The sequence below is a fragment of the Amycolatopsis sp. NPDC088138 genome (assembly GCF_044741685.1).
GTDB lineage: Bacteria > Actinomycetota > Actinomycetes > Mycobacteriales > Pseudonocardiaceae > Amycolatopsis.
Genome location: NZ_JBIUTB010000006.1, coordinates 882830 through 908052 on the forward strand (window position 1 = coordinate 882830; position 25223 = coordinate 908052).

The 25223-nt window shown below is 72.1% G+C and carries 25 protein-coding genes; 12 read left to right on the forward strand and 13 right to left on the reverse strand.

The genetic code is table 11. The features are described from left to right. The first annotated feature begins 69 nt into the window (after positions 1-69). Both ACIOD2_RS36020 and ACIOD2_RS36025 read left to right on the forward strand, forming a co-directional pair. Complete coding sequence (locus tag ACIOD2_RS36020; protein WP_400548556.1) at positions 70-696, forward strand: HD domain-containing protein; 627 nt, start codon at positions 70-72, stop codon at positions 694-696. A gap of 5 nt (positions 697-701) precedes the next feature. After that, positions 702-1148 (forward strand): OsmC family protein, encoded by a 447-nt coding sequence (locus ACIOD2_RS36025; RefSeq protein WP_400548559.1) that lies wholly within the window; start codon positions 702-704, stop codon positions 1146-1148. Between the two features lie 10 nt (positions 1149-1158). On the opposite strand, the gene ACIOD2_RS36030 is transcribed toward ACIOD2_RS36025, so the two are convergent. After that, entirely contained in the window at positions 1159-1407 is a 249-nt protein-coding gene (locus ACIOD2_RS36030; RefSeq protein WP_400548562.1) for a hypothetical protein, read from the reverse strand. A gap of 196 nt (positions 1408-1603) precedes the next feature. Here ACIOD2_RS36030 and coaE point away from each other — a divergent pair, with 196 nt between their 5' ends. Further along, positions 1604-2788, forward strand: coding sequence for a dephospho-CoA kinase (coaE, locus tag ACIOD2_RS36035; RefSeq protein WP_400548565.1), 1185 nt, complete (start codon positions 1604-1606; stop codon positions 2786-2788). A gap of 270 nt (positions 2789-3058) precedes the next feature. On the opposite strand, the gene ACIOD2_RS36040 is transcribed toward coaE, so the two are convergent. The 7 genes from ACIOD2_RS36040 to ACIOD2_RS36070 form a co-directional block, all read right to left on the reverse strand. Beyond that, on the reverse strand, positions 3059-3700 hold the full coding sequence (locus tag ACIOD2_RS36040; RefSeq protein ID WP_400548568.1) for a response regulator: 642 nt from the start codon (positions 3698-3700) through the stop codon (positions 3059-3061). Further along, positions 3697-4971, reverse strand: coding sequence for a sensor histidine kinase (locus tag ACIOD2_RS36045; protein WP_400548571.1), 1275 nt, complete (start codon positions 4969-4971; stop codon positions 3697-3699). The genes ACIOD2_RS36040 and ACIOD2_RS36045 overlap by 4 nt, the downstream gene beginning before the upstream one ends. Beyond that, positions 4968-6476 carry a glycosyltransferase family 39 protein gene (locus ACIOD2_RS36050; protein ID WP_400548574.1) on the reverse strand — a complete coding sequence of 503 codons (1509 nt, stop codon included), beginning with the start codon at positions 6474-6476 and terminating at the stop codon, positions 4968-4970. The genes ACIOD2_RS36045 and ACIOD2_RS36050 overlap by 4 nt, the downstream gene beginning before the upstream one ends. 84 nt (positions 6477-6560) lie before the next feature. After that, positions 6561-8066 carry an ArnT family glycosyltransferase gene (locus ACIOD2_RS36055; RefSeq protein WP_400548577.1) on the reverse strand — a complete coding sequence of 502 codons (1506 nt, stop codon included), beginning with the start codon at positions 8064-8066 and terminating at the stop codon, positions 6561-6563. Then, the gene (locus ACIOD2_RS36060; RefSeq protein ID WP_400548580.1) at positions 8057-8800 is read right to left on the reverse strand and encodes an ABC transporter permease; all 744 of its coding nucleotides are present in this window, start codon (positions 8798-8800) and stop codon (positions 8057-8059) included. Before ACIOD2_RS36060 ends, ACIOD2_RS36055 begins: the two co-directional genes overlap by 10 nt. A gap of 10 nt (positions 8801-8810) precedes the next feature. Continuing rightward, a complete protein-coding gene (locus tag ACIOD2_RS36065; protein ID WP_400548583.1) occupies positions 8811-9716 on the reverse strand; it encodes an ABC transporter ATP-binding protein in 906 nt (301 codons plus the stop codon). Between the two features lie 322 nt (positions 9717-10038). Then, positions 10039-10554 (reverse strand): DUF402 domain-containing protein, encoded by a 516-nt coding sequence (locus ACIOD2_RS36070; RefSeq protein ID WP_400548586.1) that lies wholly within the window; start codon positions 10552-10554, stop codon positions 10039-10041. Between the two features lie 117 nt (positions 10555-10671). On the opposite strand from ACIOD2_RS36070, the gene ACIOD2_RS36075 reads away from it, so the two are divergent. The 7 genes from ACIOD2_RS36075 to ACIOD2_RS36105 all read left to right on the forward strand — a co-directional run bounded on the left by ACIOD2_RS36075 (position 10672) and on the right by ACIOD2_RS36105 (position 16720). Further along, a complete protein-coding gene (locus ACIOD2_RS36075) occupies positions 10672-11997 on the forward strand; it encodes a DUF5685 family protein (protein WP_400548589.1) in 1326 nt (441 codons plus the stop codon). 10 nt (positions 11998-12007) lie between these two features. After that, entirely contained in the window at positions 12008-12619 is a 612-nt protein-coding gene (locus tag ACIOD2_RS36080) for a carboxymuconolactone decarboxylase family protein (protein WP_400548592.1), read from the forward strand. Between the two features lie 46 nt (positions 12620-12665). Continuing rightward, the gene (gene uvrB / locus ACIOD2_RS36085; protein ID WP_400548594.1) at positions 12666-14822 is read left to right on the forward strand and encodes an excinuclease ABC subunit UvrB; all 2157 of its coding nucleotides are present in this window, start codon (positions 12666-12668) and stop codon (positions 14820-14822) included. An 86-nt stretch (positions 14823-14908) separates the two neighbouring features. Next, complete coding sequence (locus ACIOD2_RS36090) at positions 14909-15181, forward strand: type II toxin-antitoxin system VapB family antitoxin (RefSeq protein WP_400548596.1); 273 nt, start codon at positions 14909-14911, stop codon at positions 15179-15181. Then, complete coding sequence (locus tag ACIOD2_RS36095; RefSeq protein ID WP_400548599.1) at positions 15178-15576, forward strand: type II toxin-antitoxin system VapC family toxin; 399 nt, start codon at positions 15178-15180, stop codon at positions 15574-15576. Before ACIOD2_RS36090 ends, ACIOD2_RS36095 begins: the two co-directional genes overlap by 4 nt. Next, a complete protein-coding gene (locus ACIOD2_RS36100) occupies positions 15573-15920 on the forward strand; it encodes an MmcQ/YjbR family DNA-binding protein (RefSeq protein ID WP_400548602.1) in 348 nt (115 codons plus the stop codon). Before ACIOD2_RS36095 ends, ACIOD2_RS36100 begins: the two co-directional genes overlap by 4 nt. A gap of 200 nt (positions 15921-16120) precedes the next feature. Next, complete coding sequence (locus tag ACIOD2_RS36105; protein WP_400548605.1) at positions 16121-16720, forward strand: TMEM175 family protein; 600 nt, start codon at positions 16121-16123, stop codon at positions 16718-16720. Position 16721: 1 nt separating this feature from the next. Here ACIOD2_RS36105 and ACIOD2_RS36110 read toward each other — a convergent pair whose 3' ends face one another. Continuing rightward, the gene (locus ACIOD2_RS36110; protein ID WP_400548608.1) at positions 16722-18128 is read right to left on the reverse strand and encodes a S28 family serine protease; all 1407 of its coding nucleotides are present in this window, start codon (positions 18126-18128) and stop codon (positions 16722-16724) included. Between the two features lie 235 nt (positions 18129-18363). On the opposite strand from ACIOD2_RS36110, the gene ACIOD2_RS36115 reads away from it, so the two are divergent. Further along, complete coding sequence (locus ACIOD2_RS36115) at positions 18364-18867, forward strand: SRPBCC family protein (protein ID WP_400548611.1); 504 nt, start codon at positions 18364-18366, stop codon at positions 18865-18867. Here ACIOD2_RS36115 and ACIOD2_RS36120 read toward each other — a convergent pair. From ACIOD2_RS36120 to ACIOD2_RS36135, 4 genes are read right to left on the reverse strand one after another with little or no spacing between them, the layout of a single operon-like run. Further along, a complete protein-coding gene (locus tag ACIOD2_RS36120; RefSeq protein ID WP_400548614.1) occupies positions 18864-19619 on the reverse strand; it encodes an enoyl-CoA hydratase/isomerase family protein in 756 nt (251 codons plus the stop codon). The genes ACIOD2_RS36115 and ACIOD2_RS36120 overlap by 4 nt on opposite strands. 31 nt (positions 19620-19650) lie before the next feature. Continuing rightward, the gene (locus ACIOD2_RS36125) at positions 19651-20121 is read right to left on the reverse strand and encodes a hypothetical protein (RefSeq protein ID WP_400548617.1); all 471 of its coding nucleotides are present in this window, start codon (positions 20119-20121) and stop codon (positions 19651-19653) included. Position 20122: 1 nt separating this feature from the next. Then, a complete protein-coding gene (locus ACIOD2_RS36130) occupies positions 20123-21049 on the reverse strand; it encodes an ABC transporter permease (RefSeq protein ID WP_400548620.1) in 927 nt (308 codons plus the stop codon). Next, a complete protein-coding gene (locus ACIOD2_RS36135; protein ID WP_400548623.1) occupies positions 21046-23913 on the reverse strand; it encodes an alpha/beta fold hydrolase in 2868 nt (955 codons plus the stop codon). Before ACIOD2_RS36135 ends, ACIOD2_RS36130 begins: the two co-directional genes overlap by 4 nt. A gap of 304 nt (positions 23914-24217) precedes the next feature. On the opposite strand from ACIOD2_RS36135, the gene ACIOD2_RS36140 reads away from it, so the two are divergent. Then, positions 24218-25180 carry a TerC family protein gene (locus tag ACIOD2_RS36140; RefSeq protein ID WP_400548626.1) on the forward strand — a complete coding sequence of 321 codons (963 nt, stop codon included), beginning with the start codon at positions 24218-24220 and terminating at the stop codon, positions 25178-25180. Positions 25181-25223: the final 43 nt, after the last annotated feature.

Consider the following 25223-nt stretch of genomic DNA (forward strand, 5'->3'; position numbering starts at 1 on the left):
TCCGGCGGGCACCGGTCCGGCCCCCGCGAACCCTGGCAACGTCGGCAGCACCGACGAAAGGGTTCACCGATGACCGCCACCATCTCCGTCCCGGACACCGCGCTGGCCCGCGAGGCCGCCGACCTGGTCCGCGACACCGCCGGCCCGCTCCTCTACGACCACTCCTCGCGGGTCTACCTGTTCGGCGCCCTGCAGGGCGCGCGCCGCGGACTCGACTTCGACGCCGAGCTGCTCTACGTCGCCGCCCTGTTCCACGACCTCGGGCTGGTCGAAGGCCACCGCACCGGCCGCCGCTTCGAGCTCGACGGCGCCGACGAGGCCCGGCGCTTCCTGCTCGGCCACGGCGTCGACGCGGAACGCGCCCGGATCGCCTGGACGGCCATCGCGCTGCACACCACCCCGGGCATCCCCGAGCACATGGAACCGGAGGTCGCGCTGGTCACCGCCGGTGTCGAGTACGACGTCCTCGGCATCGGCTACCACGACCTGCCCGCGGACAGCCGCGCCGCGATCGTCGCCGCGCACCCGCGGCCGGACTTCAAGCGCCGCATCCTCGCCGCGTTCACCGACGGCATCCGTGACCGGCCCGACACGGCGTTCGGGAACGTCAAGGCCGATGTTCTGGCCCGGTTCGTGCCAGGCTTCGAGCGGCAGGACTTCGTCACCACGATCTTGGACTCACCCTGGGAGGACTGACCCGGATGGCACACCCCGAGCCCGGCACGGTCGTCGTCACCGCGAGCGGCGACGGCACGTACACGCAGCAGGTCAGCACGGCGGGACACACGCTGCTGGTCGACGAGCCGGTGTCCGTCGGCGGGGCCGACGCCGGCCCGAACCCGTACGAGCTGCTGCTCGCGTCGCTGGGTTCGTGCACCGCGATCACGCTGCGGATGTACGCCGACCGCAAGGGCATCCCGCTGGCCGGCGCGACGATCCGGCTGCGGCACGAGCGCATCCACGCCGAGGACTGCGAGAAGTGCGAGACCGAGCACGGGATGCTCAGCCGGATCACCCGGGAGATCGAGCTGGACGGCGACCTCGACGACGACCAGCGCGCCAAGCTCATGCTGATCGCCGACAAGTGCCCGGTGCACCGCACGCTGTCGTCGGAGATCGTGATCGAGACGCGCGAAACCGGCCGCTGAGCGGGGTGGGTCAGGCGGCCTGCGCCGTCGCGGGCCGCGCGGTGGCGACGCCGACGGCCGGGACCCAGATGCGCTCGATGGCGGCCAGCCGGGCCTTGCGGCGGAGGCCCGCGAAGCTGTGCTTCGCCGGGACGAGCAGGGTGCTCAGCCAGGTCCGCCGGTAGTCCTCGAGGGCCATGGCCACGGAGTGGTGAACCAGGCAGTGCACCAGCCCCGGCGTGCCGAGCCGGTGCTTCCCGGCGTGCTTGCTGTCCGCCATCGGTTCCTCCGTGTGGGCGACCTGACGCGGCGCACGGTACGCATCTGCACCGATGAAGGTGGGTAAGCAACGCGGCGTGTCCGGATTTCGGTTGAGTCACGCGTCACGTTCGGCTTGCGCATCACCCGTCCGTGTGCGGCCCGCTGTGATCGACGTCCCCCGGCAGCCGCCGGGGCCCCTGACTAGGGTGATCGGCATGTTGCGTGTGGGGCTGACGGGTGGCATCGGGGCCGGCAAGTCGACCGTGGCGAACCGGCTCGCCGAGCACGGCGCCGTGCTGGTGGACTCCGACAAGATCGCCCGTGAGGTGGTCGAACCCGGTTCCGAGGGGCTCGCCCGGCTGGTGGAGGAGTTCGGCACGGAGATCCTGGCCGCCGACGGCTCGCTCGACCGCCCGGTGCTCGCCGCGAAGGCGTTCGCCGACGACGAGTCGCGCCGCCGGCTCAACGCGATCGTGCACCCGCTGGTCGGCGCCCGCACCGGGGAGCTGATGGCTGCCGCGGCGCCGGACGCGATCGTCGTCCACGACATCCCGCTGCTGGTCGAGGGCGGGCTCGCGACGGCGTACCACCTGGTCGTCGTGGTCGACGCGCCGGTCGAGGTGCGGGTCCGGCGGCTGGTGTCGGCCCGCGGCATGGCCGAGCCCGACGCCCGGGCGCGCATCCGGGCGCAGGCCAGTGACGAGCAGCGTCGCGCCGTCGCCGACGTCTGGCTCGACAACGGCGGTCCCGAGGACGCGGTCCTCGCCGACGTCGACGCGCTGTGGGCGGACAGGCTGGTGCCGTTCGAGGCGAACGTCCGGCTGCGCCGCCCGCGGCCCTCGATGTCGCCGAAGATCGCCGAGTACGACCTCACCTGGCCGCAGCAGGCCGAGCGGGTGCTCGCCCGGGTCCGCGCCGCGACGGGGGAGCTGGGGCTGCGGGCCGACCACATCGGGTCGACGTCCGTGCCGGACCTGCCGGCCAAGGACGTCCTCGACCTCCAGCTGACGGTGGCCACCTTGGACGACGCCGACACGCTGTCCGAGCTGCTGTCCGACGCCGGTTTCCCGCGCCTGGCCGGCGACTGGGCCGACGACGCCCAGGACGGCGACGGCACCTGGCCGAAGCGGCTGCACGTCGGCGCCGACCCGAAGCGGCCGGTGAACCTGCACGTCCGGTCGAAGGAGACGCCGGCGTGGCGGCTCGCGCTGCTGTTCCGGGACTACGTGCGCGCGCACCCCGGCGAGCGGGACGACTACCGCGACGTGAAGCTGCGGCTGGCCGAGGCCCACGCCGACGACGGCACGGTCGAGGCCTACGCCGACGAGAAGCAGGACTGGGTCAACGCCGCGTTCGTCCGTGCGGAGAAGTGGGCCGAGACGACCGGCTGGACGCCCTAGGACCCGAGCAGCTCCGGTGCCGGAACGGGGATCGTGCTACCGGCGATCTGCGCGCTTGGTGACGACGGTGGTCGCCGAGGGCCGGCGGCGGGAGAAGACCGGAGGTCTCGGCCAATCCCGCCGCCCGGGTCAACGGCATCAGCGCGGCGTGGCCGTTCACCAGGCCCTGGTCGGCCGGACCCGGATCGAGCTGCGTGCCCAGTCCTCGAGCCGATCCTGATCGCCCGCGCCGAGGTGACGGCGTGCGCCGGGTGCCCTCGCCTGGACGCCCTAGGACCCGAGCAGCCCGCGTTCGAACGCGACGGCGACGGCGGCCGCGCGGTCCTTCACACCGAGCTTCGCGTAGACGTGGATCAGGTGCGTCTTGACCGTCGCCTCGCTGATGAACAGCTTCTTCGCGGTTTCCTTGTTCGACGAGCCGCGCGCGACCAGCGCCAGCACTTCCAGCTCACGCTGGGACAGCGGCTCCCGCGCGGGCTCGCGCATCCGGCCCATCAGGCGCCCGGCCACCGCGGGGGAGAGCACGGCCTGCCCGCGGGCGGCCGCCCGGACCGCGCGGAACAGCTCCTCGCGGGGCGCGTCCTTGAGCAGGTAACCGGTCGCGCCCGCCTCGATCGCCGGCAGCACGTCGGAGTCGGTGTCGTAGGTCGTCAGCACCAGGATCCGCGCCGGGTTGCCCAGCCGCGCGAGCTCGCTGATCGCCGTGACGCCGTTGGTGCCCGGCATCCGCAGGTCCATCAGCACGACGGCAGGCCGCAGCCGCTCGGCCAGCGTGACCGCCTCGGCGCCGTCGGCCGCCTCGCCGAGCACCTCGAAGCCCTCTTCGCCACCGGCGGGTTCCGCGGACAGGATGCCGCGCAGGCCGTCCCGGACGATCGGGTGGTCGTCGGCGATCAGCACGGTGATCGTCATGGGAGGACCTCCGGGGGCAGCGGCACGGCGGGCAGGGCGACGGAGATCGCGGTCCCGGCGCCGGGCTCGGACTCGACGTGGAGCGTACCGGCGAGGCGGCGCACCCGGCGGCGCATGCCCGGCAGCCCGAACCCGCCGTCCGCCGCGGCGGGCTCGAAGCCGGTGCCGTCGTCGCGGACGTCGAGGGTCACCTCGTCGGTCATGTAGGACAGCGTGACGCCGACCCGGCTGGCCGCGGCGTGCTTGTCCACATTGGACAGCGACTCCTGGGTGATCCGCAGGATCGTCGCCTCGATCTCGGGGTGCAGCCGCGCGGGGTCGCCGGTGGTGGTGACCGTCGCGGGCACGCCGGTCCGCTCGCCCCACCGCTGCGCGACGTCGGTCAGCGCGTCGAGAAGTGTTGCGGTGTCGAGGGGTTCGGGGTGCAGCGCGTGCACCGAGCGCCGCGCGGCGGTGAGGTTCTCGCGGGCGAGCGCGGACGCGGAGTCGAGGTGCCGCTGCCACTCCGCCGGGTTCTCCTTGGCCAGCGCGGCCGCCTCGAGCTGGGTGATGATGCCGGTGAAACCCTGCGCCAGGGTGTCGTGGATCTCCTGGGCCAGCCGCTGCCGCTCGTCGAGCATCCCGGCTTCCCTGGCCTGGCTGAGCAGCTGCTGCTGCAGGCCCTCGTTCTCCGCGTACGCGGCGGCCAGCTCGTCCAGCGTGCGGCGGCGTTCCTCGTTCTGCCGGGCGACGGCCGTCGACAGCAGCCCGCCGCCCCCGATCGCCGCGGTCTGCACGATCATGATCGTGATCCAGATGCCCGGCTTGTCGGCCAGGGCCCGGATCGGGCCGCCGTTGCCGAGGGTGTTGATCAGCAGGGACGTCGCCGCCAGCGCGACGAAGGCGAGCCAGGTGGGCCGCACCTGCATGGCGATCAGGAACGCGTAGATCACGAAGATGAGGAACGTGACGTCCCGGACCTCGAGGACACTGCCCAGCCCGATCACCCCGAGGAAGGTGAGCAGGGCGAACGCCGGGCGCTCGCGCAGCCGCACCGGCGCGAGCACGACCGTGCCGAGCACCCAGAGCGCGGCCGCGGCGACCAGGATCCCGGTGGTCACCCACCAGCGGCCGTCGTGGCCGCCGACGCCGAGGCAGATCGTGGTCGAGATCGCGAGCAGGACACCGGGAACGTGCCGCTCGACCCGGCTCAGCCACGGCTGCCAGCCGGTCGGTTCCTGCGCCGTGAGCGGCGGCCACAGCGGCCGGTTCCAGTCGAACCCGGCGGTCACGCTCGCATGTCCTTGAGCTCCGGCCAGATCCCGGCCCAGCCCGCCGTGCGGCCGCTGAGCTGCCAGACCGGCATGTGCGCGCTCGCGTTGCGGACGCCGAGCCGGTTGCCGACCTGGCCGACGATCCGCGCGTCCCGGAAGTACTTCGCCGCCTTCGACGGGTCGTAGCCGACGAACAGGACGTTGTCCGCGGTTTCGTCCGGTCGGCCGAAGTACCAGAAGCCCCGGCTGGGGCTGTACGCCTCGGGCAGGCCGTACTCGGGTCCGTACCGGCCGAGCGCGCCCGCCTGCCAGTACCCGCCGGTGACGATCGCGGTGCCCGGCGGCGCGGTCCGGTACAGCGCGGCGACGTCGGAGGCGAGGTCGGGCCAGCCGATCTCCTCGGCCGCGTAGGCGGGCCGCGGTGCTTCCGGGTGGTCGACCAGGACGTGCGCCGGCCACACCGGCAACGTGAACGGCAGGCTGAACACCGCGGACAGGACGAACACCGGCCAGGTCGGCACCCAGCGCCACCACGACGCCGGTTCCCGCACTTCCAGATGCACGGCGGCCGCCGCCCACAGCACGCCGAACATCCCGGCCGCGTAGTAGAAGCGGCCGTTCGCGACGAGGAACACCGCGACCACGCCCAGCGCCGTCCAGCCGAGGAACCGGTACGGCCGCAGCTGCTTGCTCCCGATCAGCACGACGACGCCGTAGAGCACACCCAGCGCCCCGATCACCCAGCCCGCCCCGGCCAGCAGGTCGGGGACGAAGCTCTCCCGCCCGCCCGCCGCGTCCACCTCGGCGCCGACCGCGTCGCCCATGCCCAGCTGCGGCCAGCCGTTCGCGCGCTGCCACAGCAACGTCGGCACCAGCGAGAGCAGAGCGATCAACGCGCCCAGCCAGAGTTTCGGACGGCGCAACACCTCCCGCGGGCCGACCGCGAGGAGCGCGAGCCCGGCCACGGCCCAGAAGGCGGCGATGAGCAGTTTGTCGTTGAGCGCCACCGCCGTCACGACACCGAGCCAGCCGAGCAGGGGGTCGTGGCGGGTGCGGACCCAGCGGACCAGCAACCACAGCACGAGCGTCCACAGCAGCGGGTCGATCGTCGACGTCGCCAGGTAGTGGCCGCTGCCGACGAACTGACCGCAGATCGCGTACGCCGCCGCGGCCCGGGTCTGCGCCTTGCGCCGCCCGCCCAGCTCGCGGGCGATCAGGGCGGTGACGACGACCCCGCCGGCCGTCGCCGCGATCGCCGGCAGCCGGAAGACCACCAGCGACCCCGGCGCGAGCCGGTCCATCGCCCAGGCGAGGAACGGCACCAGCGGCGGCTGGTCGGCGTACCCCCAGGCCAGGTGCCGTCCCGCGGCGAGGAAGTAGAGCTCGTCGCCGAAGTAGCCGTAGCGGCCGGCGGTGAGCAGGAGCGCGACCGCGACCCCGGCGGCGAGCAGGGCCACCGGCAGCCGGGCGAACCGCGCGAGGTCGGCTTTCGCCTGGTCGGGGGCCGTGGCTACGGCGTCCATCACGCTCCTGTCGGTTGGCGGCGCCGGTCCCTTCCGCACACTACGTCGCCTGCCTTCGCAGCAACGCGCGGAGGGTGACGCCGGTTACGTGTGCGTGTTCGTCAGCTTCGGCCACAGCGTCGACCACGGCTCGGTGCGACCGGTCGCCAGCCACATCGGCCGGCCGTCGAAGTAGCTCGGCTTCGCGGTTCCCGTGTCGACCTCGCCCACCGGCTCGATGTCGGCGAAGTGCCCGAGCAACGGCCGTGGATCGGCGCCGACGAACAGGACGTCGGTCGCGTCCTCCGGCGGCACGACCAAGGTCGCGTAGCCGCGGTTTCCGCTGGCGGGTTCCGGCAGGCCGAGGTCACGCCCGTAGCGGTAGAGCGCGCTCGCTTCCCAGTACGACTCGGTCACCACGGCCGTGTGCGCCTTGCCCGGGAGCTCGGCGAACGTCGCCGCCACCGACCGGGCGCCTTCGGGCCAGCCGATCTCGGCGAACGCGAACACCGGCGTCGGCAGCGAAGGGTGCTCGGTCAGCCAGGCCTGCGGCCAGATCGGCAGCGTGCCGGGCACGGCCAGGAGCGCGGCCACGACGTACCACGGCCAGGTCGCGAGCCACCGCCACCAGCGTGCCGGCTCCCGGCGTTCGAGCGCGACCGCGGCCATCGCCCAGCACACCGGGAACATCCCGGCGACGTAGTAGTCCCGGCCGTTCACGGCCAGGAACACCGCCGTCAGGACCACCGCCGTCACGCCGAGGAAGCGGAGTTCACGGCTGCGCAGGAGCCGCCACAAGCCGTAGCAGAGCAGGACCGCGCCGACCGGGAGACCGGCCACGACCAGCAGCGTCGGCAGGAACAGCAGCCGCCCGCCCCAGGTGTCCGCGACCTCCTGCGAGATCGCGGCGCCCATGCCGAGCTGCGGCCAGCCGTGCGCGGCCTGCCAGAGCAGCGTCGGCACCAGCGCGACCACGGCGATCCCGGCGCCCGCCCACAACGCGGGCCGCCGCAGCAGCTCTCGCGGGCCGCAGAGCAGGAGCGCGACGCCCGCCGCGAGCCAGAACCCGCCGATGAGGAACTTCGTGTACAGCGCGAGGGCCGTCACCACGCCCGCCCAGACGAGCAGGCCGTCGGCGCGGGTGCGCAGCCAGCGGACCAGCAGCCACAGCAGCAGCGTCCAGAGCAACGGGTCCACTGTGGACGTCGCGAGGTAGTGGCCGCCCGCCAGGAACTCGGTCGACACGGCGAAAGTCGCAGCGGCAAGCGTTTGCGCCTTCGCCCCGCCGCCGAGTTCGCGGGCGATCAGCGCGGTGAACACGACCCCCGCGAGCACCGCCAGCATCGCCGGGATCCGCAGCACGAACGGCGAGTGGCCGAGCGCGTCCATCGTCCGGGCCAGCAGCGGCAGCAGCGGCGGCTGGTCGACGTACCCCCAGGCGAGGTGCCGTCCCGCGGACAGGAAGTAGAGCTCGTCGCCGAAGTAGCCGTAGCGGTTCGCGGTCAGCACCAGCGGGACGGCCAGCAGCGCCGTCACGACGGCCACCGGGACGCGGGCGATCGGGGCCAGCGGCCGGATCCGGGCCGGGGCGGGTGCGGTCGTCACATCCACCGGAACACCCGCGTCGCGATCGTGGTGCAGACGAGGGCGAAGGCCGCCATCGCCCCGAGCTGCAGCACTTCCGGCGCGTCCCCGGCCCAGGTGGCGCGCAGCGCGTTGAGCGTCGCGCCGAGCGGCAGGACGTCGGCGACGTGCTGCAGGAACGGCGGCAGCTGCTCCTTCGGCACCCACACCCCGCCCAGCGCCAGCATCGGGAAGAACAGCGCCGACCCGATGCCGCTCGCCGCGCGGCCGGTCGGCGCGAGCGCCGCCACGAGCAGCCCGACCGAGAACAGGGCCAGCGCGCCGAGCACCAGCGAGAGCAGGAACCCGGCCGGGTTCGCCGGCAGCTCGACGCCGAGCGCGAGCGCGCCCACCCCCACGATGAGCGCGACCACGACGACGACCGCGGCCAGGTTGACCAGCAGCTGGGCGGTGAGCAGCCGGCTCGGCGGCACCGGGCTCGCGGAAAGCCGTTTCAGCAGGCCCTTTTCCCGGTAGGTGCCCAGCGCGTTCGGGAACTGCGTCAGCGCCAGCATGGCGATCAGGATCGTCACGGCCATCGGCGCGATCACCGTGGCCAGCGCGCTGTGCCCGCCGTACTTCGGGTCCGGGTCGTTCGCGCCGGGCATCAGCCCGAACACCAGCAGCAGCGCGAGCGGGATGCCGACGACGACGGCCGGGGCGCCCGGGTCGCGCAGGAACACCTTCGCCTCGGTGGTGGTCAGCTTGGTCAGGACACTCATGGTTTCCCCCTCATTCCGGCTTGTGGCCGGTCAGCGCGACGAAGGCGTCGTCGAGCCCGGCCTGCTCGACCCGCAGGTCCCCGGCGAGCACGCCGAGCCGGGCGAGCGACGACGTCACGGCGTGCAGCACGTTGCCGCCGCCGGTGACCACCAGGCGGTCGCCGTGGCGCTCGACCCGGCGGACCTCCGGCAGGGCTTCGAGCTCGGCGGGGTCGATCGGTGCCGACGGCCGGAACCGGACGACCTGCTCGTCGTCCACCCCGGCGACCAGCCCGGCGGGGCTGTCGAGCGCCACGACCCGGCCGGCGTCGATCACCGCGATCCGGTCGCAGAGCCGCTCGGCCTCGGCCATGAAGTGCGTGACCAGCAGGATCGTCACGCCCTGCTCGCGCACGGCCTCGATCAGGTCCCACGTGTCGCGGCGGGCCTGCGGGTCGAGGCCGGTGGTCAGCTCGTCGAGCACCGCGACCTCCGGGCTGCCGATCAGCGCGAGCGCGATCGAAAGCCGCTGCTGCTGGCCGCCGGAGAGCTTCTTGTACGCGGTGTTCCGCTGCTCGGTCAGGCCGAGCGTGGCGAGCAGCCGTCCCTGGTCGGCGGGCTCGCGGTAGAAGGACGCGTAGAGGTCGAGCAGCTCGCCGACCCGCAGCTTGTCCTGCAGCCGGCTCTCCTGCAGCTGCACGCCGACGCGCTGGCGCAGCTCGGCGCGGTCGCGCCGCGGGTCGAGCCCGAGCACCGACAGCGTGCCGCCGTCGGGCACCCGCAGCCCTTCCACGCACTCGACGGTCGTCGTCTTGCCCGCGCCGTTCGGGCCCAGGATGCCGAAGATCTCCCCGCGCTCGACGTCGAACGAGACGTCCTCGACCGCGACCTTCTCCCCGTACCGCTTGTGGAGGTGCTCGACCTCGATGACCGGCATGCCGCCGTCCCCTCTCGCTCCGTTTTCACAACGGACCGAGCGTCCCGCGGCGGCGGGGTCCGGCGAATCGCCGAGACGGTCAGGAGGGCATCCACCGATCGGTGGACCGGGTTTCGGAAGACGGCTAGTGGCGCGCGTCGCACGTTGTTCGACGCGGGAACGGGCCCGCCTGCCGCTGCTCCGGCGACGGTTCGGCCTTCAGTGCGTCGCGGCAGGGGCCATAAGTGCTCGTCGATGGAGGATCCTGGCCGCTCAGCGGCCCAAATCCTCCATCGACACCCCGCGGCCACGTCTCCGGCCGGAGATTCGCGCGGGGATCGGCTTAGTGGCGGCGCCAGCTCAGGGTGATGTCCTTCGTGGCCAGCCAGGCGGCCAGGTCGTAACCGTGCGAGGCCAGCCCTTCGACGGCCGCGTAGGTCGTCTCCAGCGCGGTCTCCGCCTCGTCCGCGGTGACCAGGTCCGCCTTGCGGGCGTCGAGGAGCTCGTCGGTGTCGATCACCCGCAGCGAGAGCTTGTCCTTCAGCACGATGTCGACGTAGAGGTCGGTGGCGACCCAGTGCGTGCCGTCGCGGCGGACGCGCACGACGTCGAGGTAGAAGTCCTGGTCGCGCTCGTGGCCGGGGGAGAACCAGAAGTCGGTGACGCGCAGGCCGAGGTCCGGCAGCAGCCACGACTCGAGGTAGTGGAACTGGGCGCGGCCCGGTGCCGGACGGGCCAGGTACAGGCCGAACGGCTCCTCGCGGAACTCCTCGACCTCCCTGCTGATGCCCTTCGGGTCGATGTTCGTGCGCGCGGCCGGGTCGAAGATCTCGACCTTGGGCGGGTGCAGTCCCGTCATGGGCCCATCCTGCCTGGTGGGTGCCCGATCCCGGTCACGAATCGCGAACGGCGGCCGCGTGAGCCACACGTTCGGGCTAAGGTCTGCCGACGACCGGGGGAACCGAGGGGACTGGGGATGTTCGGGATCATCAGGCCGTGCCGGCACCGGCTGTCCGACCGCTTGCACGCCGACTGGGTCGCGCACCTGTGCGGGCTCTGCCTCACACTGCGCGACGAGCACGGCCAGCTCGCCCGCGTCGTCACCAACTACGACGGGCTGATCATCTCGGCCCTGGTCGAAGCCCAGACGCCGCGCGCGGACCGGCGCCGCGACGCGGGACCGTGCCCGCTGCGCGGCATGCGGTCGACGTCGGTGGCCCGCGGCGAAGGCGCCCAGCTGGCCGCGGCGGTGTCGCTGGTGCTGGCCGCGGCGAAGGTCGGCGACCACGTCGAGGACCGCGACGGCGCGTTCGGCAGGCGCCCGGTGGCCGCGGCCGCCCGCCGCGTCGCGTCCCGCTGGGCGGCGCAGGGCGGCCGCACCGGTGGCCGCGTCGGGTTCGACACGACGGTGCTCACCGAGGCCGTCGACCGGCAGGGCGAGCTGGAACGGGCGATGCGCCTGGGCGACTCCGCGTTGCTGGCGACCGAGCCCGCGGAGCTGGCGGCGGCCGCGGCGTTCGCGCGCACGGCGGAGCTGGCCGGACGGCCGGGGAACGCGGCACCACTGGCCGAGGCGGGCCGCCTGTTCGGCCGGGCCGCCCACCTGCTGGACGCGGTCGAGGACCACGCGGCGGACGCGGCGGCCGGAGCGTGGAACCCGCTGCACGCCACCGGCACGGACCTGATCGAGGCCCGCAGGCTGTGCGACGACGCCGTGCTGGGGGTCGAGCTGGCGTTGCGGGAGGCGGAGTTCGCGGAACCGGCGCTGGTGCACGCGCTGCTGGTGCACGAGCTGCGCCAGGCGGTGCGACGCGCCTTCGGCCACGGTCAGCAGCCACCGCCGGGGTGGATCGGGCCGGGACCGACCCCGCAGCAGCACCCGCACCAGGGCTGGGGTGGCCAGGTTCCGCAGCAGCCCCACGGCTTCGCGCCGCCCGGGCAGACCCCGCCGCCGGGTGCGCCCGGACCGGGAGGTCCCGGTGGTCCTGGAGGTCCCGGCGGCCCGGGTGGTCCTGGAGGTCCCGATGGCCCGGACGGCCCCGACGGCCCGCCGCCGGAGTCCCTGCACGGCAAGGGCGGCGGCTGCTGGGTCCCGAAGTTCGCCGTGCCGCCGAAGAAGCGGAACTTCTTCTTCGGCTGCGCCGTCGCCTCCTACATGTGCTGCAGCTGCCAGTTCTGCTGCCGCGATCCCTATCCTGGGCCGTGGAGCGGAAAACCGGCCGCGACCGGTGGCTGCGACGGCGGCTGCGACTGCGATTGTGACTGCTGCGACTGCTGTTCCTGTTGTGACTGCAACTGCTGAAGGGAACACGATGACCGAGCCGATGGGGCAGCTGAACGACCGCGGCCGGGCCACTTTCGCCGAGCTGGTCGAAGGCGGCGAAGCCCGGCTCGACGCGCTGTTCGCCACCGTCCCGGCGCTCGGCGAGCTGGCCGTCGGCACGGTCTACGGTCACCTCCACGAGCGCCCGGCCCTCGACGCCCGCACGCGGGAGGCCGCCACCCTCGCCGCGATCGTCGCGGCGGGCATGGTGGGGCCGCCGCTGAGCGTCCACCTCCGCACCGGCCTCGCCGCCGGGCTCTCCCCGGCCGAGGTGGGCGAGATCGTCGTCCAGACGGCGGCGTTCGCCGGCTTCCCCCGCGCGGTTTCCGCGGCCGACCAGCTGAACCGGCTGTTCGAAGGGCACGGCCTGCCGAGCCCGCCGCCGGCGTCGGCCCGGGAGGTCGTCCTGGGGTACCTCGAGGCACCGGGCGCCGAGGTCGCCGAGGTGCTCGCGGAGTTCCCGCGCACCGAGGTCCAGGCGACCGGACCCGACCGGGTGCTGGTCGCGTGCTCCGGCGCCGGGCCCGCGCCGGGCGCCGTCGTGCACTGCGTGGTGGCCGGCGGCGAAGTGGCCTTCGCGACGGTGTACCGACCCCGCTGACCAGGGCCGACGGAAATTGTCGGTGCCGAGGCCTACTCTGGTCGACGTGGCTTTCGCAACCGAACACCCCGTGCTGGCGCAGTCCGACTTCCGGCCCGTCTCGGAGATCCCCCGGGAGGGCGGCCGGTTCGAGGTCGTCAGCGACTACCAGCCCGCCGGTGACCAGCCGGCGGCCATCGACGAGCTCGAACGCCGCGTCAACGCGGGCGAGAAGGACGTCGTGCTCCTGGGCGCCACCGGTACCGGCAAGTCGGCGACCACGGCGTGGCTGATCGAGCGCGTCCAGCGGCCGACACTGGTGATGGCGCCGAACAAGACCCTCGCCGCGCAGCTGGCGAACGAGCTGCGCGAGCTGTTCCCGCACAACGCGGTCGAGTACTTCGTCAGCTACTACGACTACTACCAGCCCGAGGCGTACATCGCGCAGACGGACACCTACATCGAGAAGGACTCGTCGATCAACGACGACGTCGAGCGGCTGCGGCACTCGGCGACGATGAACCTGCTGTCCCGGCGTGACGTCATCGTGGTCGCGAGTGTGTCCTGCATCTACGGCCTGGGCACCCCGCAGTCCTACCTCGACCGGTCCTCGATGCTGAAGGTCGGCGAGCAGCTCGATCGGGACGTTTTCCTGCGCGCCCTGGTCGACGTGCAGTACACGCGCAACGACATCGCCTTCGCGCGCGGCACGTTCCGGGCGCGCGGCGACACGGTGGAGATCATCCCGGCGTACGAGGAGCTGGCGATCCGCGTCGAGTTCTTCGGTGACGAGATCGAGAAGCTGTACTACCTGCACCCGCTGACCGGGGACATCGTCAAGGAGGTCGACGAGGTCCGGATCTTCCCGGCGACGCACTACGTCGCCGGCCCGGAGCGCATGGAGAAAGCGATCAAGGGCATCGAGCAGGAGCTCGAAGATCGCCTGGCGGAGCTGGAGAAGCAGGGCAAGCTTCTGGAGGCGCAGCGGCTGCGGATGCGCACGGCCTACGACATCGAGATGATGCGGCAGGTCGGGTTCTGCTCCGGCATCGAGAACTACTCGCGGCACATCGACGGCCGCGGCGCGGGCACGGCGCCGGCGACGCTGATCGACTACTTCCCGGACGACTTCCTGCTGGTCATCGACGAGTCGCACCAGACGGTCCCGCAGATCGGCGGGATGTACGAGGGCGACATGTCCCGCAAGCGCAACCTGGTCGAGTACGGCTTCCGGCTGCCGAGCGCCGTCGACAACCGGCCCCTGACCTTCGAGGAGTTCTCCGACCGGATCGGGCAGACGGTGTACCTGTCGGCGACGCCGGGGCCGTTCGAGATGGGCCTGGCGGGCGGCGAGTTCGTCGAGCAGGTGATCCGGCCGACCGGCCTGGTCGACCCGAAGGTGGTCGTGAAGCCCACCGAGGGCCAGATCGACGACCTGGTGCACGAGATCCGGGAGCGCGCGGAGAAGGACGAGCGCGTCCTGGTCACCACGCTGACGAAGAAGATGTCCGAGGACCTCACGGACTACCTGCTGGAGCTGGGCATCCGGGTGCGGTACCTGCACTCCGAGGTGGACACGCTGCGCCGGGTGGAGCTGCTGCGGCAGCTGCGGTCGGGCGACTTCGACGTGCTGGTCGGCATCAACCTGCTGCGGGAGGGGCTCGACCTGCCGGAGGTGTCGCTGGTGGCGATCCTCGACGCGGACAAGGAAGGCTTCCTGCGCAGCGGCACGTCGCTGATCCAGACGATCGGCCGCGCGGCGCGAAACGTGTCCGGCGAAGTGCACATGTACGCCGACAAGATCACCGACTCCATGCGGCACGCGATCGACGAGACCGACCGCCGCCGCGAGAAGCAGGTCGCCTACAACGTGGAGCGCGGGGTCGACCCGCAGCCGCTGCGGAAGAAGATCGCCGACATCCTCGACCGGGTCTACAGCGAGGCGGAGGACACCGAGCAGGTCTCGGTGGGTGGCTCGGGCCGCAACTCCTCGCGCGGCAAGAAGCCGGAACAGGGCGACCGGGTCCGCAGCTCCGGGATGCTGGTGGACAAGGACGTCTCGGCCATGCCGCGCGCCCAGCTCGCGGACCTGATCCAGCAGATGACCGACCAGATGATGCAGGCGGCCCGCGACCTGCAGTTCGAGCTGGCGGCCCGCCTGCGCGACGAGGTCCAGGACCTGAAGAAGGAGCTGCGCGGCATGGACGCGGCCGGCATCAAGTAGCCGGACACCACCGGGTGGCGATCGTCGCCGGGGCTGAACACCGATCGCCCGATCGAGCAATACACCGCGATGGGTATGATTACACCATGGCGATGAACATCAAGGACCCGGAGGCCGAGCGCTTGGCCGCCGAGGTCGCCGCACTGACGGGCGACACCAAGACCGGTGCCGTCCGCGAAGCCCTGCGCCTGCGCCGCGACCAGCTCGTGGCGCGGGACAACGCGGAACTGCGGCTGAAGCGGATGCGGCGAGTACTGGAAGAGGAGATCTGGCCGTTGATCCCCCCTGAGGAACTCGGGAAGCCGATCCCGAAGGACGAGTGGGAAGAGATTCTCGGGTTCGGGCCGGGTGGCGTGTGATCATCGACAGCTCCGCCATTGTGGCGATCCTGCGCCAGGAGCCGGATCACGAACGGCTCGAGGAGCGCCTCGCGGAGGCGGACTCGCCCAAGATCGGCGCGCCGACCCTCGTCGAGGTCGGCATCGTGCTCACCGCGAGGCTCGGCGCGCGGGGCCGGCTGGTGCTCGCCAGGTTCCTCCAGGACAACCACATCGTGACCGCCCCCTTCGGCGAAGAACACGCGGAAGTGGCGATCGAAGCGTTCAAGCAGTACGGGAAGGGACATCACCCGGCCAAACTGAACATGGGCGACTGCTACAGCTATGCCACCGCCAAGATCGCCCGGGAACCGTTGCTGTGCATCGGGGACGACTTCCCGCAGACCGACCTCGAGCTGGTGAAGCTCGGGTCGTGAACATCGAAGCCGTGGTCGCGTACTGCCTGGGGTTGCCGGGTGCGCAGGAGACCTACCCGTTCGGCGACCACGTGCTCGTCGCGAAGGTCGGCGGCAAGGGGTTCGCCTTCATCGGCCAGGAGGAACCCGGCAGTGTCGCCGTGAAATGCGGGGCCACGAAAGAAGAAGCGGCCGAACTGCGTGAGCGTTACCCCGATGCCGTGTCCGTGATGGACTACCTCGGGCGCTACGGCTGGAACCGCGTCGAACTCGGCGCCGGGGTGCCCGACGCCGAGCTGGAAGAACTCCTCGACGCGTCCTACGAGGCCATCGTGAAGAAGCTGCCCAAAGCCAAGCGGCCCTGAGCTCAGCCGGGCACCGGCGCGTTTTCGTCCGCCTGCAGCATTCCGAAGACGGTGTCCTTGCGGTACGCCGGCCACCTGGCGAGACCGCGCCCCGCCGGCCTGGTTTGCGGAGGTCAGAGCGGCGGGCGCTCCGACCGGGTGAGATCCGCGCCAGTAGCCTGAGCGGGCCCCGCCGCGGTTGATCATCGACAGGAGCTCCCATGGAACGGCAGAGGTCGCCCGAGCGGCTGGTCTTCTTCAGCGATGCCGTCGTCGCCATCGCCCTGACGCTGCTGGTGCTGCCGCTCACCGAACTCGTGCCGGAACTGATCGCGGCCGGCGCGCCCGCGTCGGAGGCCGTCACCGAGAACTGGTCGAAGATCTTCAGCTTCCTGCTCAGCTTCGCCGTGATCGGCCGGTTCTGGCTCACCCACCACCGCATCTTCGAGCACGTGCGCGCGTTCAACACCCCGCTCGTGGTCGTCAACTTCTGCTGGCTGCTCACCATCGCGGTCCTGCCGTTCCCGACCCAGCTCATCGGTGCCTACCGGACTCAGCCCTTCACGGTGCTGTTCTACCTCGGCACCCTGCTCGCCGGCAGCGTGTGCCACACCGCGCTGCTGTTCATCGTCCGCCGTGATCCCGCGGTCCACGGCGACGCCGAACCCGTGTCCGACGCCTGGGCCCGCAGCTTCGTCGTGAGCACGGGCATCTTCGCCCTCGCGGTGGTCGTCGCCTGCTTCCGGCCGGGTTTCGGGTATTACGTCCTGCTGCTGCTCGCCCTGCAGCCGCTGGTCACCCGCCGTCGGGTGACCACGTAGGTCACAGCCGCGGGTGCCCCGCAAGCGTGAGGTCCGCGTCGAAGTCCGGGAAACCCGCCGGAGCACGACGCGCGCTCAGCGCCGACGCGGACGGAGGCAGCCCGGCCCAGCGCCGGACCGTCGCGGTCGCCGCCGCGGCGTCGGCCGCGGGCAGCAGGGCGATCCTCGAGCCGTGGTTGCCACCCGGCACGTAGTACCGGTACGAGTCCCGGCTGCCGAAGCCGAGTTCGAACGGCTCCGCGCCCCACGGGTCGTTCGAGCCGTAGACGAACAGCAGCCGCGTGCCGCGGGACTTCACCCAGAAGTCGACGTCCGGCATGGCCAGGTAGTCGAAGCGCGGCAGGCGGATCGAGCTCGGCACGAACGTCTTCGGCTGGTCGGCGCCGGGGTAGCGCAGCAGGTCGCGCAGGTAGCCGTCGTACGCCTCGGGCGCGCCCAGCTGGACCGCGGCCTGGTAGTAGTACGGGATGTAGGGCGAGAGGTCCTGGTCGGAGTAGGTGTTGAGGCTCTCCACCCGCTCGTACCAGGCGTAGACCTCGGCCGCGGGCGCGCCGGGCTTCGGCACCGTCGCGCAGTCCGCCTGCGTCTGGTACTGCCAGAACGCGAAGTACGAGTCGATCACCGAGATCTCGAGCGACTTGTCGGCCGAGCCGACGATCGAGAACGTCAGCCCCCGCTGCGCCGCGTCCACCGCGGCGATCGCGCCGAGCTCGTCACGCCGTTTCAGCGCGTCGCGCTGGATCGCCTTCAACGCGTCGCGGCAGCCGGGATCGTTGCCGACGCGCGAGAGGAACTTGTTGTAGACGTCGATCGGATCGATGACGTCGTTGGGCGCGACGTAGGGGACCGTCCCGTCGACGTCGTCGGGGAAGAAGCGCCGGAAGTACGTCGCGGTCATACCGCCCTTGCTGCCGCCGGTGGCCAGCCACTTGCCCGGGTAGATCGCCTTGAACGCCTGCACGGCGCGGTGCTCGTCGGCGGCGGCCTGCCAGATCGTCAGCTGCTGCGCCCAGTTCTCCGGCTCCGGCCGTGACGGCGTGAAGTAGCGGTACTCCATCGAAAGCTGGTTGCCGTTCACGATCTGCGTCGGCTCCGACCGGTTCGGCGCGGTGCTGACGTTGTAGCCGCTGGTGAAGGCGACCGTCGGCGCGGCGAAGTCGCGGTGCAGCAGGGTGAACCGCTGCTGGAACGTGCCGGCGCCGGGGTGGCGGTGGTCGGCGGGCTGGGTGAAGGTCAGCTCGAAGAACCGGAAGCCCGCCGGTGCCGGGTCCTCCTTGACGATCGTCAGGCCGGGGATCCCCTGCAGGGCCGCCTTGATGTCGGTCGCCGCGCCCGCCGACGGAGCCAGGCCCACCAGCCCGGCCAGCGCGAGCAGGACCGCCGTGCACGCGGTGGACAGTCTGCGCATGAAACGCCCTCCCGGATCCGGAGCCTTCGGTGGGACCCTCACAGAACCGGCCGGTGTCGGCAATCGGCTGTCCGGGCGCAGAACCGGTGGGAACCCGACTTTCGGCGGGTGGCGCGGCCACCGGGTGGCGTCCTCAACCGTGCGCCGCCACCGGCATCGTGCGAGTTGTCCGGGTGATCGGCGCCACGTTACCGTCCGGAACCAGTAGGTACCGACATCGAGCGAGGGGTCCGCCATGAAGGTTTCCGACTGCCCGACGACCCAGGTCGAGGTCCGCGTCGACGCGCCTCCGGAAGAGGTCTGGCGCTGGCTGCTGGACATCGACCTGCCGTCCCGGTTCTCCACCGAGTTCCAGGGCGGCGGCTGGGTCGAGGGTTACGAGCCCGGTTTGGGCGCACGGTTCCGCGGCCGCAACTCCCACCCCGTCGCGGGGGAGTGGGAGACGGTGTCGACGGTGACCGGGTACGAGCCGGCGCGGCTGTTCGCGTGGGCCGTGATGGACGTGGCGAACCCGGCCGCGTCGTGGAAGTTCGAGCTGGTCCCGGACGGCGAGGGCACGGTGCTGCGGCAGTGGGCCCAGATCGGCCCCGGCCCGTCCAACCTGACGAAGATCATCGCGTCGATGCCCGAGCACGAGGAAGCGATCGTCGCGATGCGCCTGGGCGAGCTGCAGGACAACATGCGCAAGACGGTCCACGGGATCAAGTCGCTCGCCGAGAGCGACGTCCGGGCGGTCTAACCGCGGCGGCCCAGCACCTCGTCCACGTAGGACTTGACGGCGCCGAGCGCCTCGGGCGCCCGCCACATCCGCTCGACCCGGGGGTCGTCGGCGTGGCGGTACTCCGCGATCCGCTCGTGGTAGGGCTGGCGGATCTGGGCCTTCGTGTGCGCGAACGGCTCGGCGGGCAGGCCGCCGAGCCGGGTCGCGATGGCGACGGCCCGGTCGAGGACCTCCTCCGGCGGCGCGAGCTCGTCGGCCAGGCCGCGGGCGAGGGCGTCCTCACCGCCGACGGTCGCGCCCGAGTAGGTCAGCGACGGCAGCGGTGTCGTCCCGTACGCGCACCGCAGGATCTCCAGCGCGGCGAGCGGGAACGGCAGCCCGACGAGCAGCTCGGTCACGCCGATCCGGCCGGGCCCGGTGGTGAGCACGCGGTGGTCGCACGCGGCGGCGAGGACCGCGCCGCCGGCGATCGCGTGGCCGTTCAGCGCCGCGACCACCGGCCGCGGGAAGCCGAACACCGTCAGCAGCGCGTCCGACAGCAGCGGCAGGAACTCGGAGACGTACGCGGCACCGCCCTCGTGGATCCGCTTGAGGTCGACCCCGGCCGAGAAGATGCCGCCGGTGCCGGTGAGCACGACGGCGCGGGCTGTCTCGGTTTCTTCCAGCCGCAGCACCAGCTCCCGGCACGAATCGGTGTCCAGGGTGTTGCCCCCGCCGTGGTCGATCCGGACCACGGCGACGTCGGACTGGCTCTCCACGGTGATCGGCACGGCCCGACCGTACCGCGCCGGGCCCGCCCGCTCAGCCCGCGACGCCCAGCCGGATGACGCCGAAGTGCTCCCGCCGCACCAGCTCGGCGACCTCGTCCGCGGTCGGCAACCGGCCCGCCGGGAACCGGAGGCCGATCTGGCGGGCCGCGCCGCGCAGGCCGAGCTCGGTGATCCGGTCGAAGTACGTCGCCACGACGACGTCCTCGTCGTCGACGAGGACACCGCGCATCGATGTCGTCCGGCCGGCGAACGTCACCGCGACGTCCGCGCCACCGCCGAAGTTCCACCGCCAGGCGGCCGGCGTGAGGGCGTACCGGCCGTCGGCGTCGTGGTGGGCGGTCACCGGGACGCGGTAGCTCCGCCCGGACCGGCGGCCGGTGAAGCCGAGCAGCATGAACTCGCGGACGCCGCGGCCGAGCGGGCTCGGCAGCAGCGCGCGCAGCACCACGTTGACCGTCTTCACCAGCGGCGCGGGCGGCTGGTGCCCCAGCACGACGTCCATCTCAGCTCGTGATGTCCTTCGTCGCGAACCGGCGGCCGGCGTACAGGAAGAACACCGTGCCGTAGATCGTCGCCGACAGCAGGCCGCTGGCCAGGTTCGTCCAGTCGACGTCGGTGGAGATCAGGTCCATCCACGAGAACCCGTAGTGCGTCGGCAGGTAGTTGCGCAGGCCCTCCAGCGCCGTGATCTGGTCCAGGATCTGCGACAGGATCGCCACCAGCACCGCGCCGCCGACCGCGCCGAGCGGGGCGTCGGTCGTCACGCTCAGTGCGAGCGCGAGCCCGGCCACCCAGGCCAGCTGCAGGATGATGTACACAGTGGACAGTGCGATGGCCAGCAGGCTGTCGCCGAAGGACACCGCGTCGCCGGTCGGGCTGATCGCGTCGCCCGCGCCGTACCAGATCACCCCGACCCCGAGCGAGACCAGCGGCAGCAGGATCAGCGCCGCCGCCGAGAGGATCCCCGACACGATCGCCTTCTGCCGCAGCACCCGGTGCCGCGGCACCGGGATCGCCAGCAGGTACTTCAGGCTCGACCACGACGCCTCGCTCGCGATCGTGTCGCCGAAGAACAGCGCGACGATCATCGGCAGCAGGAACGTGCCCGACACGAACAGCGCCAGCACCACGAAGTTCGGCGCGCTGGCCGTGGCCAGGTCGACGAACCCGCCGCTACGCCGGTTCGGGTTCGACTGCCCGGCCTCGAACGCGATCACCAGGATGAACGGCAGGATCGCGACGAACCCGAGCAGCAGCTGGGTGCGCCGCCGCTTGAGCTGACGCCGCAGCTCGACGCCGAGCCCGAGCGTCCGCCGCGCGGAGTAGCCCGCGACGGCGCCGTCCGGCCCGACCCCGGCGTGCTCGCTCGAGGCGAGGTCGCTCAGCTCGTCGAGCGCGTGCGGGTCCGTGTGGACCCCTGAATCACTCACGACTGGTCTCCCACCAGTTGCAGGAACGCGTCTTCCAGCCGGCGCCGCGGCCCGGCCTGCTCCACGGCGACCCCCGCGCGGACCAAAGCCGCGACGGCTTCGGCGCGCGGCAGCCCGTCGAGGTCGGCGTGCACCAGGTCGCCTTCGACGTCGACCGTGCCGACCCCGGGGATCGCCTTCAGCGCCGCGGCGGCCGCGGCCGGGTCGCCGACCCGGAACGTCGCCTCGCCGCCGGCCGCGGCCAGCTCGCCGACCTCGCCCGAAGCGACCAGCGCGCCGCGGTGCATGACCACGACGTGCGTGCAGGTCTGCTCGACCTCGGCCAGCAGGTGGCTCGACACGACCACGGTGCGCCCGGTCGCGGCGTAGCGCTGCAGCACCTCGCGCATCTGGTGGATCTGGGGCGGGTCGAGCCCGTTGGTCGGCTCGTCGAGCACCATGAGCTCCGGCAGGCCGAGCATCGCCTGGGCGATCGCCAGCCGCTGCCGCATGCCCTGGCTGTAGGTCCGCACCCGGCGGTCGACCGCGCTGCCGAGCCCGGCGATCTCCAGCGCTTCGCCGAAGTGCGCCTTCTCCGCGGGACGTCCGGTGCTCGCCCAGTACAGCTGCAGGTTCTCCCGGCCGGACAGGTGCGGCAGGAAGCCGGACCCCTCGACGAACGAGCCGATGCGCGAGAGCACCGGCGCGCCCGCCGCGATCTTGTGCCCGAACACGCGGATGCTGCCCGCGGTCGGCGTGATCAGGCCCATCAGCATCCGCAGCGTGGTGGTCTTGCCCGCGCCGTTCGGCCCGAGCAGGCCCAGTACCTGACCCGGCTCGACGCGGAACGACAGGTCGTTCACGGCCACGAACCCGCCCGGGTACTTCTTGCGCAGCCCTTCGATGACCAGCGGGGTGCCGGCCAGCTCCGGGTCGATGTCGGCGGCCCGGCGGCGGCGCAGCGCCGCGAAGAGCACGGCGGCGAGGGCGATCGCGAGGGTGACGGCGATGCCGACGATCTGCCCGACCGGCGCGGGTGTGCCGACCGACGTCCCGGGCACGACCGGCAACGCCAGCGCGGCACCGCCGCCGGCGAGCGCGATCCGGAACACCGCGGGCGCGGCGGGCGAGGCGAACGCCTGGTCGGTGGTGCCGACGACCAGCCGCAGCGAGTGCCCGCCCTCGATCGGCCGGACGATGCCCGGCAGCGTCACGGTGACCTCGACCGGGTTGCCGTTGGCGGGCAGCCCGCTCACCCGGAACGGGGCGATGGCGTTGGCCGGCAGCACCCGCGAGCCGTCCTGGCCGACGTCGTAGAGCTTCGCGAACAGCACCGCTTCCGGCTGCGGGTGGGCCGGGTCGGCAGCGACCTGCAGCCGCACGGTCGAGGAGCCGCTGACGACGACCTGCCCGTCCACCGGCGCGGTGGTGAACTGCGCGGCCTGGCCGGGCGGGTCGTTGCTGAACAGCGCGCCGAGCCGCGACGTGCTGCTCGCGACGCCGTTGAGCCCGGGGATCCCGCTCACCGCCGAGGGGTTCGCCCCGGCCGGGCGCACCACCGGCTGGACCGGGCCGGTCATCGGCAGCAGCCGCCGCTCGGCCGCCGGGCCGGTGAGGCCGGGGTAGGTGGTGGCGTTGACCGTGCGCACCGACGGCGTTCCGTTGGCGCGCAACGTACCCTGGACGTCGTAGCTGAAGCCGGTGCCGGGGTCGCCCCCGTTGACCGCGTCCCAGAGGAAGTCGCCGATCTTCCCGCGCAGCTGCGGCCCGGGCTTCCCGCCGTCGTGGCCGCCGGTGTACCAGATCGTCTTGACCTTGCCGCCCGCCGCGGTGATCTGCCGGGCGGTCGCGTCGGACTGGTCGAGGCCGAACAGGGTGTCGCTCTCGCCCTGCACCAGCAGCGTCGGCACGGTGATCTTGCTCGTCACGGACACCGGCGACACGCGGCGCAGCAGGTCGAGGCTCGCCTGGCTCGACGCCCCGGTGGTGCCGAGCTCGGTGTAGGCCTGGCAGACGGCGGCGGTGAACCGGCCGCACGGGTCGGCCGAGCCGGCGCGCGGCCCGCCTCCGCCCGAGGGCACGGACGGGACGGCGGCCGCGGCGGCGGTCCCGGCGGCGCCGGTGGATCCGGTGTCGGTCTCCTGCCCGGCTTCCGGGGCCTCGGCCGAGGGCGATCCGCTCGCCGCGGGCCCGGAGCCGGCCGAGAAGAAGATGCCGGCCCAGCTCTTCTTGAAGACGCCGTCGGTCGCGAACGCCCCGGCGGCCGGGGTGCCGGCTGCCGGCGCCTTGGGCGCGGCCGCGTTCGGGACCAGGGCCTGCGCGAGGTCGTTGTAGGTGATCACCGGGGCGACGGCGTCGACCCGCTTGTCGGTACCGGCCAGCAGCAGCGACAGCGCGCCGCCGTAGGACGCGCCGGTGACGGCGACCTTCGGGTCACCGCCGGCGTCGGTGCTCACCTGGTGCTGCGCGACCAGCCGGTCGATCAGCCGGCTCGCGTCGGCGACTTCACCGTCCGGGTCGTTCAGCCCGATCTTGCCGGTGCTCTTGCCGAACCCGCGCGCGGACCACGTCATCACGACGAAGCCCTTCCTGGCGAGTTCGCGGGCGTCGTCGGCGACGCTGGTCTTGTCCCCGCCGAAGCCGTGCGCGAGCAGGACAGCGGGCGCGGGCACGGTGGCGGGCAGGAAGGTGGTCGTGTCGATCTTGACCTGCTCGGCCGAGCCGGGCGCGGCGGGCATGTCGATCAGCGCGTCCTGGGTGGGCACCGCGGGCGGGGCCGTGTCGCGCGTCGCCCAGAGGACGGTCGCGGCGGCGAGCACCACCACGACGGCGCCGAGCGCGGTGAGGCGGCCGCGGCGGGTGCGCGGGAGCGGGAGTCGGGGCACGGTGTGAACCTATTCGAGGGTTGCTGAGAGTGCTGCCCCTGGTTCACAGCGATCACACGCCAGGGACCACCTGGTGGACCGAGGTGACCGAAATTACAGGCCCAACCCGGTGACGTGGGCGATTCCGGCTGGCGCTCGGGTGGGGAGAACCGGCAAACTGGACGCGCTGTGAGGGGAGTATTCCTTCGCGGCGGTGTCGTCAGCACGGTGGCCCTGCGCCCCCGGCACCGTCGGCCGGTGTTCGCACCGGCGGAAGAGACCTCCGGTTAGTTGCTCATGCGCGCTATCCGGAGGTTGAAGTTCCATGACTGTCCCCCTGTGGCTGTGGATCGCCACGATCGGTGGCCTGCTCGCGCTCATCGCGCTCGACCTGGTCATCGTCGATCACAAGCCGCACGCGGTCACCACGGGGGAAGCCGCTCGCTGGGTGATCTTCTACGTCTCGTGCGCGGTGCTCTTCGGCGCCGGCGTGTGGTTCTTCGCCGGGCACGACCCGGGTGTCGAGTTCTTCACCGGGTACATCACCGAGTACTCGCTGAGCGTCGACAACCTGTTCATCTTCATGATCATCATGGCGTCGTTCAAGGTTCCCGCCATCCACCAGCACCGCGTGCTGCTGGTCGGCATCCTGCTCGCACTCGCCATGCGCAGCGTGTTCATCGCGGTCGGCGCGGCCCTGATCGAGCAGTTCGTCTGGGTGTTCTTCCTGTTCGGCGCGGTGCTGGTCTGGACGGCCATCAGCATGCTGCGGGGCAAGGGAGAGGACGAGGAGTACCACGAGAACGCGCTCACCCGGCAGGTCCGCAAGATCGCCCCGGTGACCGACGACTACCACGACCACAAGTACACCGTGAAGATCAACGGCAAGCGGATGATCACGCCGATGCTGCTGGTGATCGTGGCCATCGGCTCCGCGGACCTGCTGTTCGCCGTCGACTCGATCCCGGCGATCTTCGGCATCACGCAGGAGGCGTTCCTCGTCTTCACCGCCAACGCGTTCGCGCTGATGGGGCTGCGGCAGCTGTACTTCCTGCTCGGCGGCCTGGTGACGAAGCTGGTCTACCTCACCTACGGCCTCGCGGTGATCCTCGCCTTCATCGGCGCGAAGCTGTTCCTGCACGCGCTGCACGAGTACCACGTGGTGCCCGACTGGCTGGACATCAACAACTGGATCTCCCTCGGCGTGATCGTCGTGGTCCTCACCATCACCACGGTGGCCAGCCTGGCGAAGGCCCGGCGGGACGAGCGCAAGCAGGTGGCCGCGTGACGCCCTACGAAAGTCGTTCGCACAGCTAAGGGATTCGGGTACC

Bases quoted from the DNA above. Each gene is read 5' to 3' on its own strand.
- ACIOD2_RS36020 (WP_400548556.1), top strand. From the start codon at position 70: ATGACCGCCACCATCTCCGTCCCGGACACCGCGCTGGCCCGCGAGGCC.
- ACIOD2_RS36025 (WP_400548559.1), top strand. From the start codon at position 702: ATGGCACACCCCGAGCCCGGCACGGTCGTCGTCACCGCGAGCGGCGAC.
- ACIOD2_RS36030 (WP_400548562.1), bottom strand. From the start codon at position 1,407: ATGGCGGACAGCAAGCACGCCGGGAAGCACCGGCTCGGCACGCCGGGG.
- coaE (WP_400548565.1), top strand. From the start codon at position 1,604: ATGTTGCGTGTGGGGCTGACGGGTGGCATCGGGGCCGGCAAGTCGACC.
- ACIOD2_RS36040 (WP_400548568.1), bottom strand. From the start codon at position 3,700: ATGACGATCACCGTGCTGATCGCCGACGACCACCCGATCGTCCGGGAC.
- ACIOD2_RS36050 (WP_400548574.1), bottom strand. From the start codon at position 6,476: ATGGACGCCGTAGCCACGGCCCCCGACCAGGCGAAAGCCGACCTCGCG.
- ACIOD2_RS36060 (WP_400548580.1), bottom strand. From the start codon at position 8,800: ATGAGTGTCCTGACCAAGCTGACCACCACCGAGGCGAAGGTGTTCCTG.
- ACIOD2_RS36065 (WP_400548583.1), bottom strand. From the start codon at position 9,716: ATGCCGGTCATCGAGGTCGAGCACCTCCACAAGCGGTACGGGGAGAAG.
- ACIOD2_RS36070 (WP_400548586.1), bottom strand. From the start codon at position 10,554: ATGACGGGACTGCACCCGCCCAAGGTCGAGATCTTCGACCCGGCCGCG.
- ACIOD2_RS36075 (WP_400548589.1), top strand. From the start codon at position 10,672: ATGTTCGGGATCATCAGGCCGTGCCGGCACCGGCTGTCCGACCGCTTG.
- ACIOD2_RS36080 (WP_400548592.1), top strand. From the start codon at position 12,008: ATGACCGAGCCGATGGGGCAGCTGAACGACCGCGGCCGGGCCACTTTC.
- ACIOD2_RS36090 (WP_400548596.1), top strand. From the start codon at position 14,909: ATGGCGATGAACATCAAGGACCCGGAGGCCGAGCGCTTGGCCGCCGAG.
- ACIOD2_RS36105 (WP_400548605.1), top strand. From the start codon at position 16,121: ATGGAACGGCAGAGGTCGCCCGAGCGGCTGGTCTTCTTCAGCGATGCC.
- ACIOD2_RS36110 (WP_400548608.1), bottom strand. From the start codon at position 18,128: ATGCGCAGACTGTCCACCGCGTGCACGGCGGTCCTGCTCGCGCTGGCC.
- ACIOD2_RS36115 (WP_400548611.1), top strand. From the start codon at position 18,364: ATGAAGGTTTCCGACTGCCCGACGACCCAGGTCGAGGTCCGCGTCGAC.
- ACIOD2_RS36125 (WP_400548617.1), bottom strand. From the start codon at position 20,121: ATGGACGTCGTGCTGGGGCACCAGCCGCCCGCGCCGCTGGTGAAGACG.
- ACIOD2_RS36140 (WP_400548626.1), top strand. From the start codon at position 24,218: ATGACTGTCCCCCTGTGGCTGTGGATCGCCACGATCGGTGGCCTGCTC.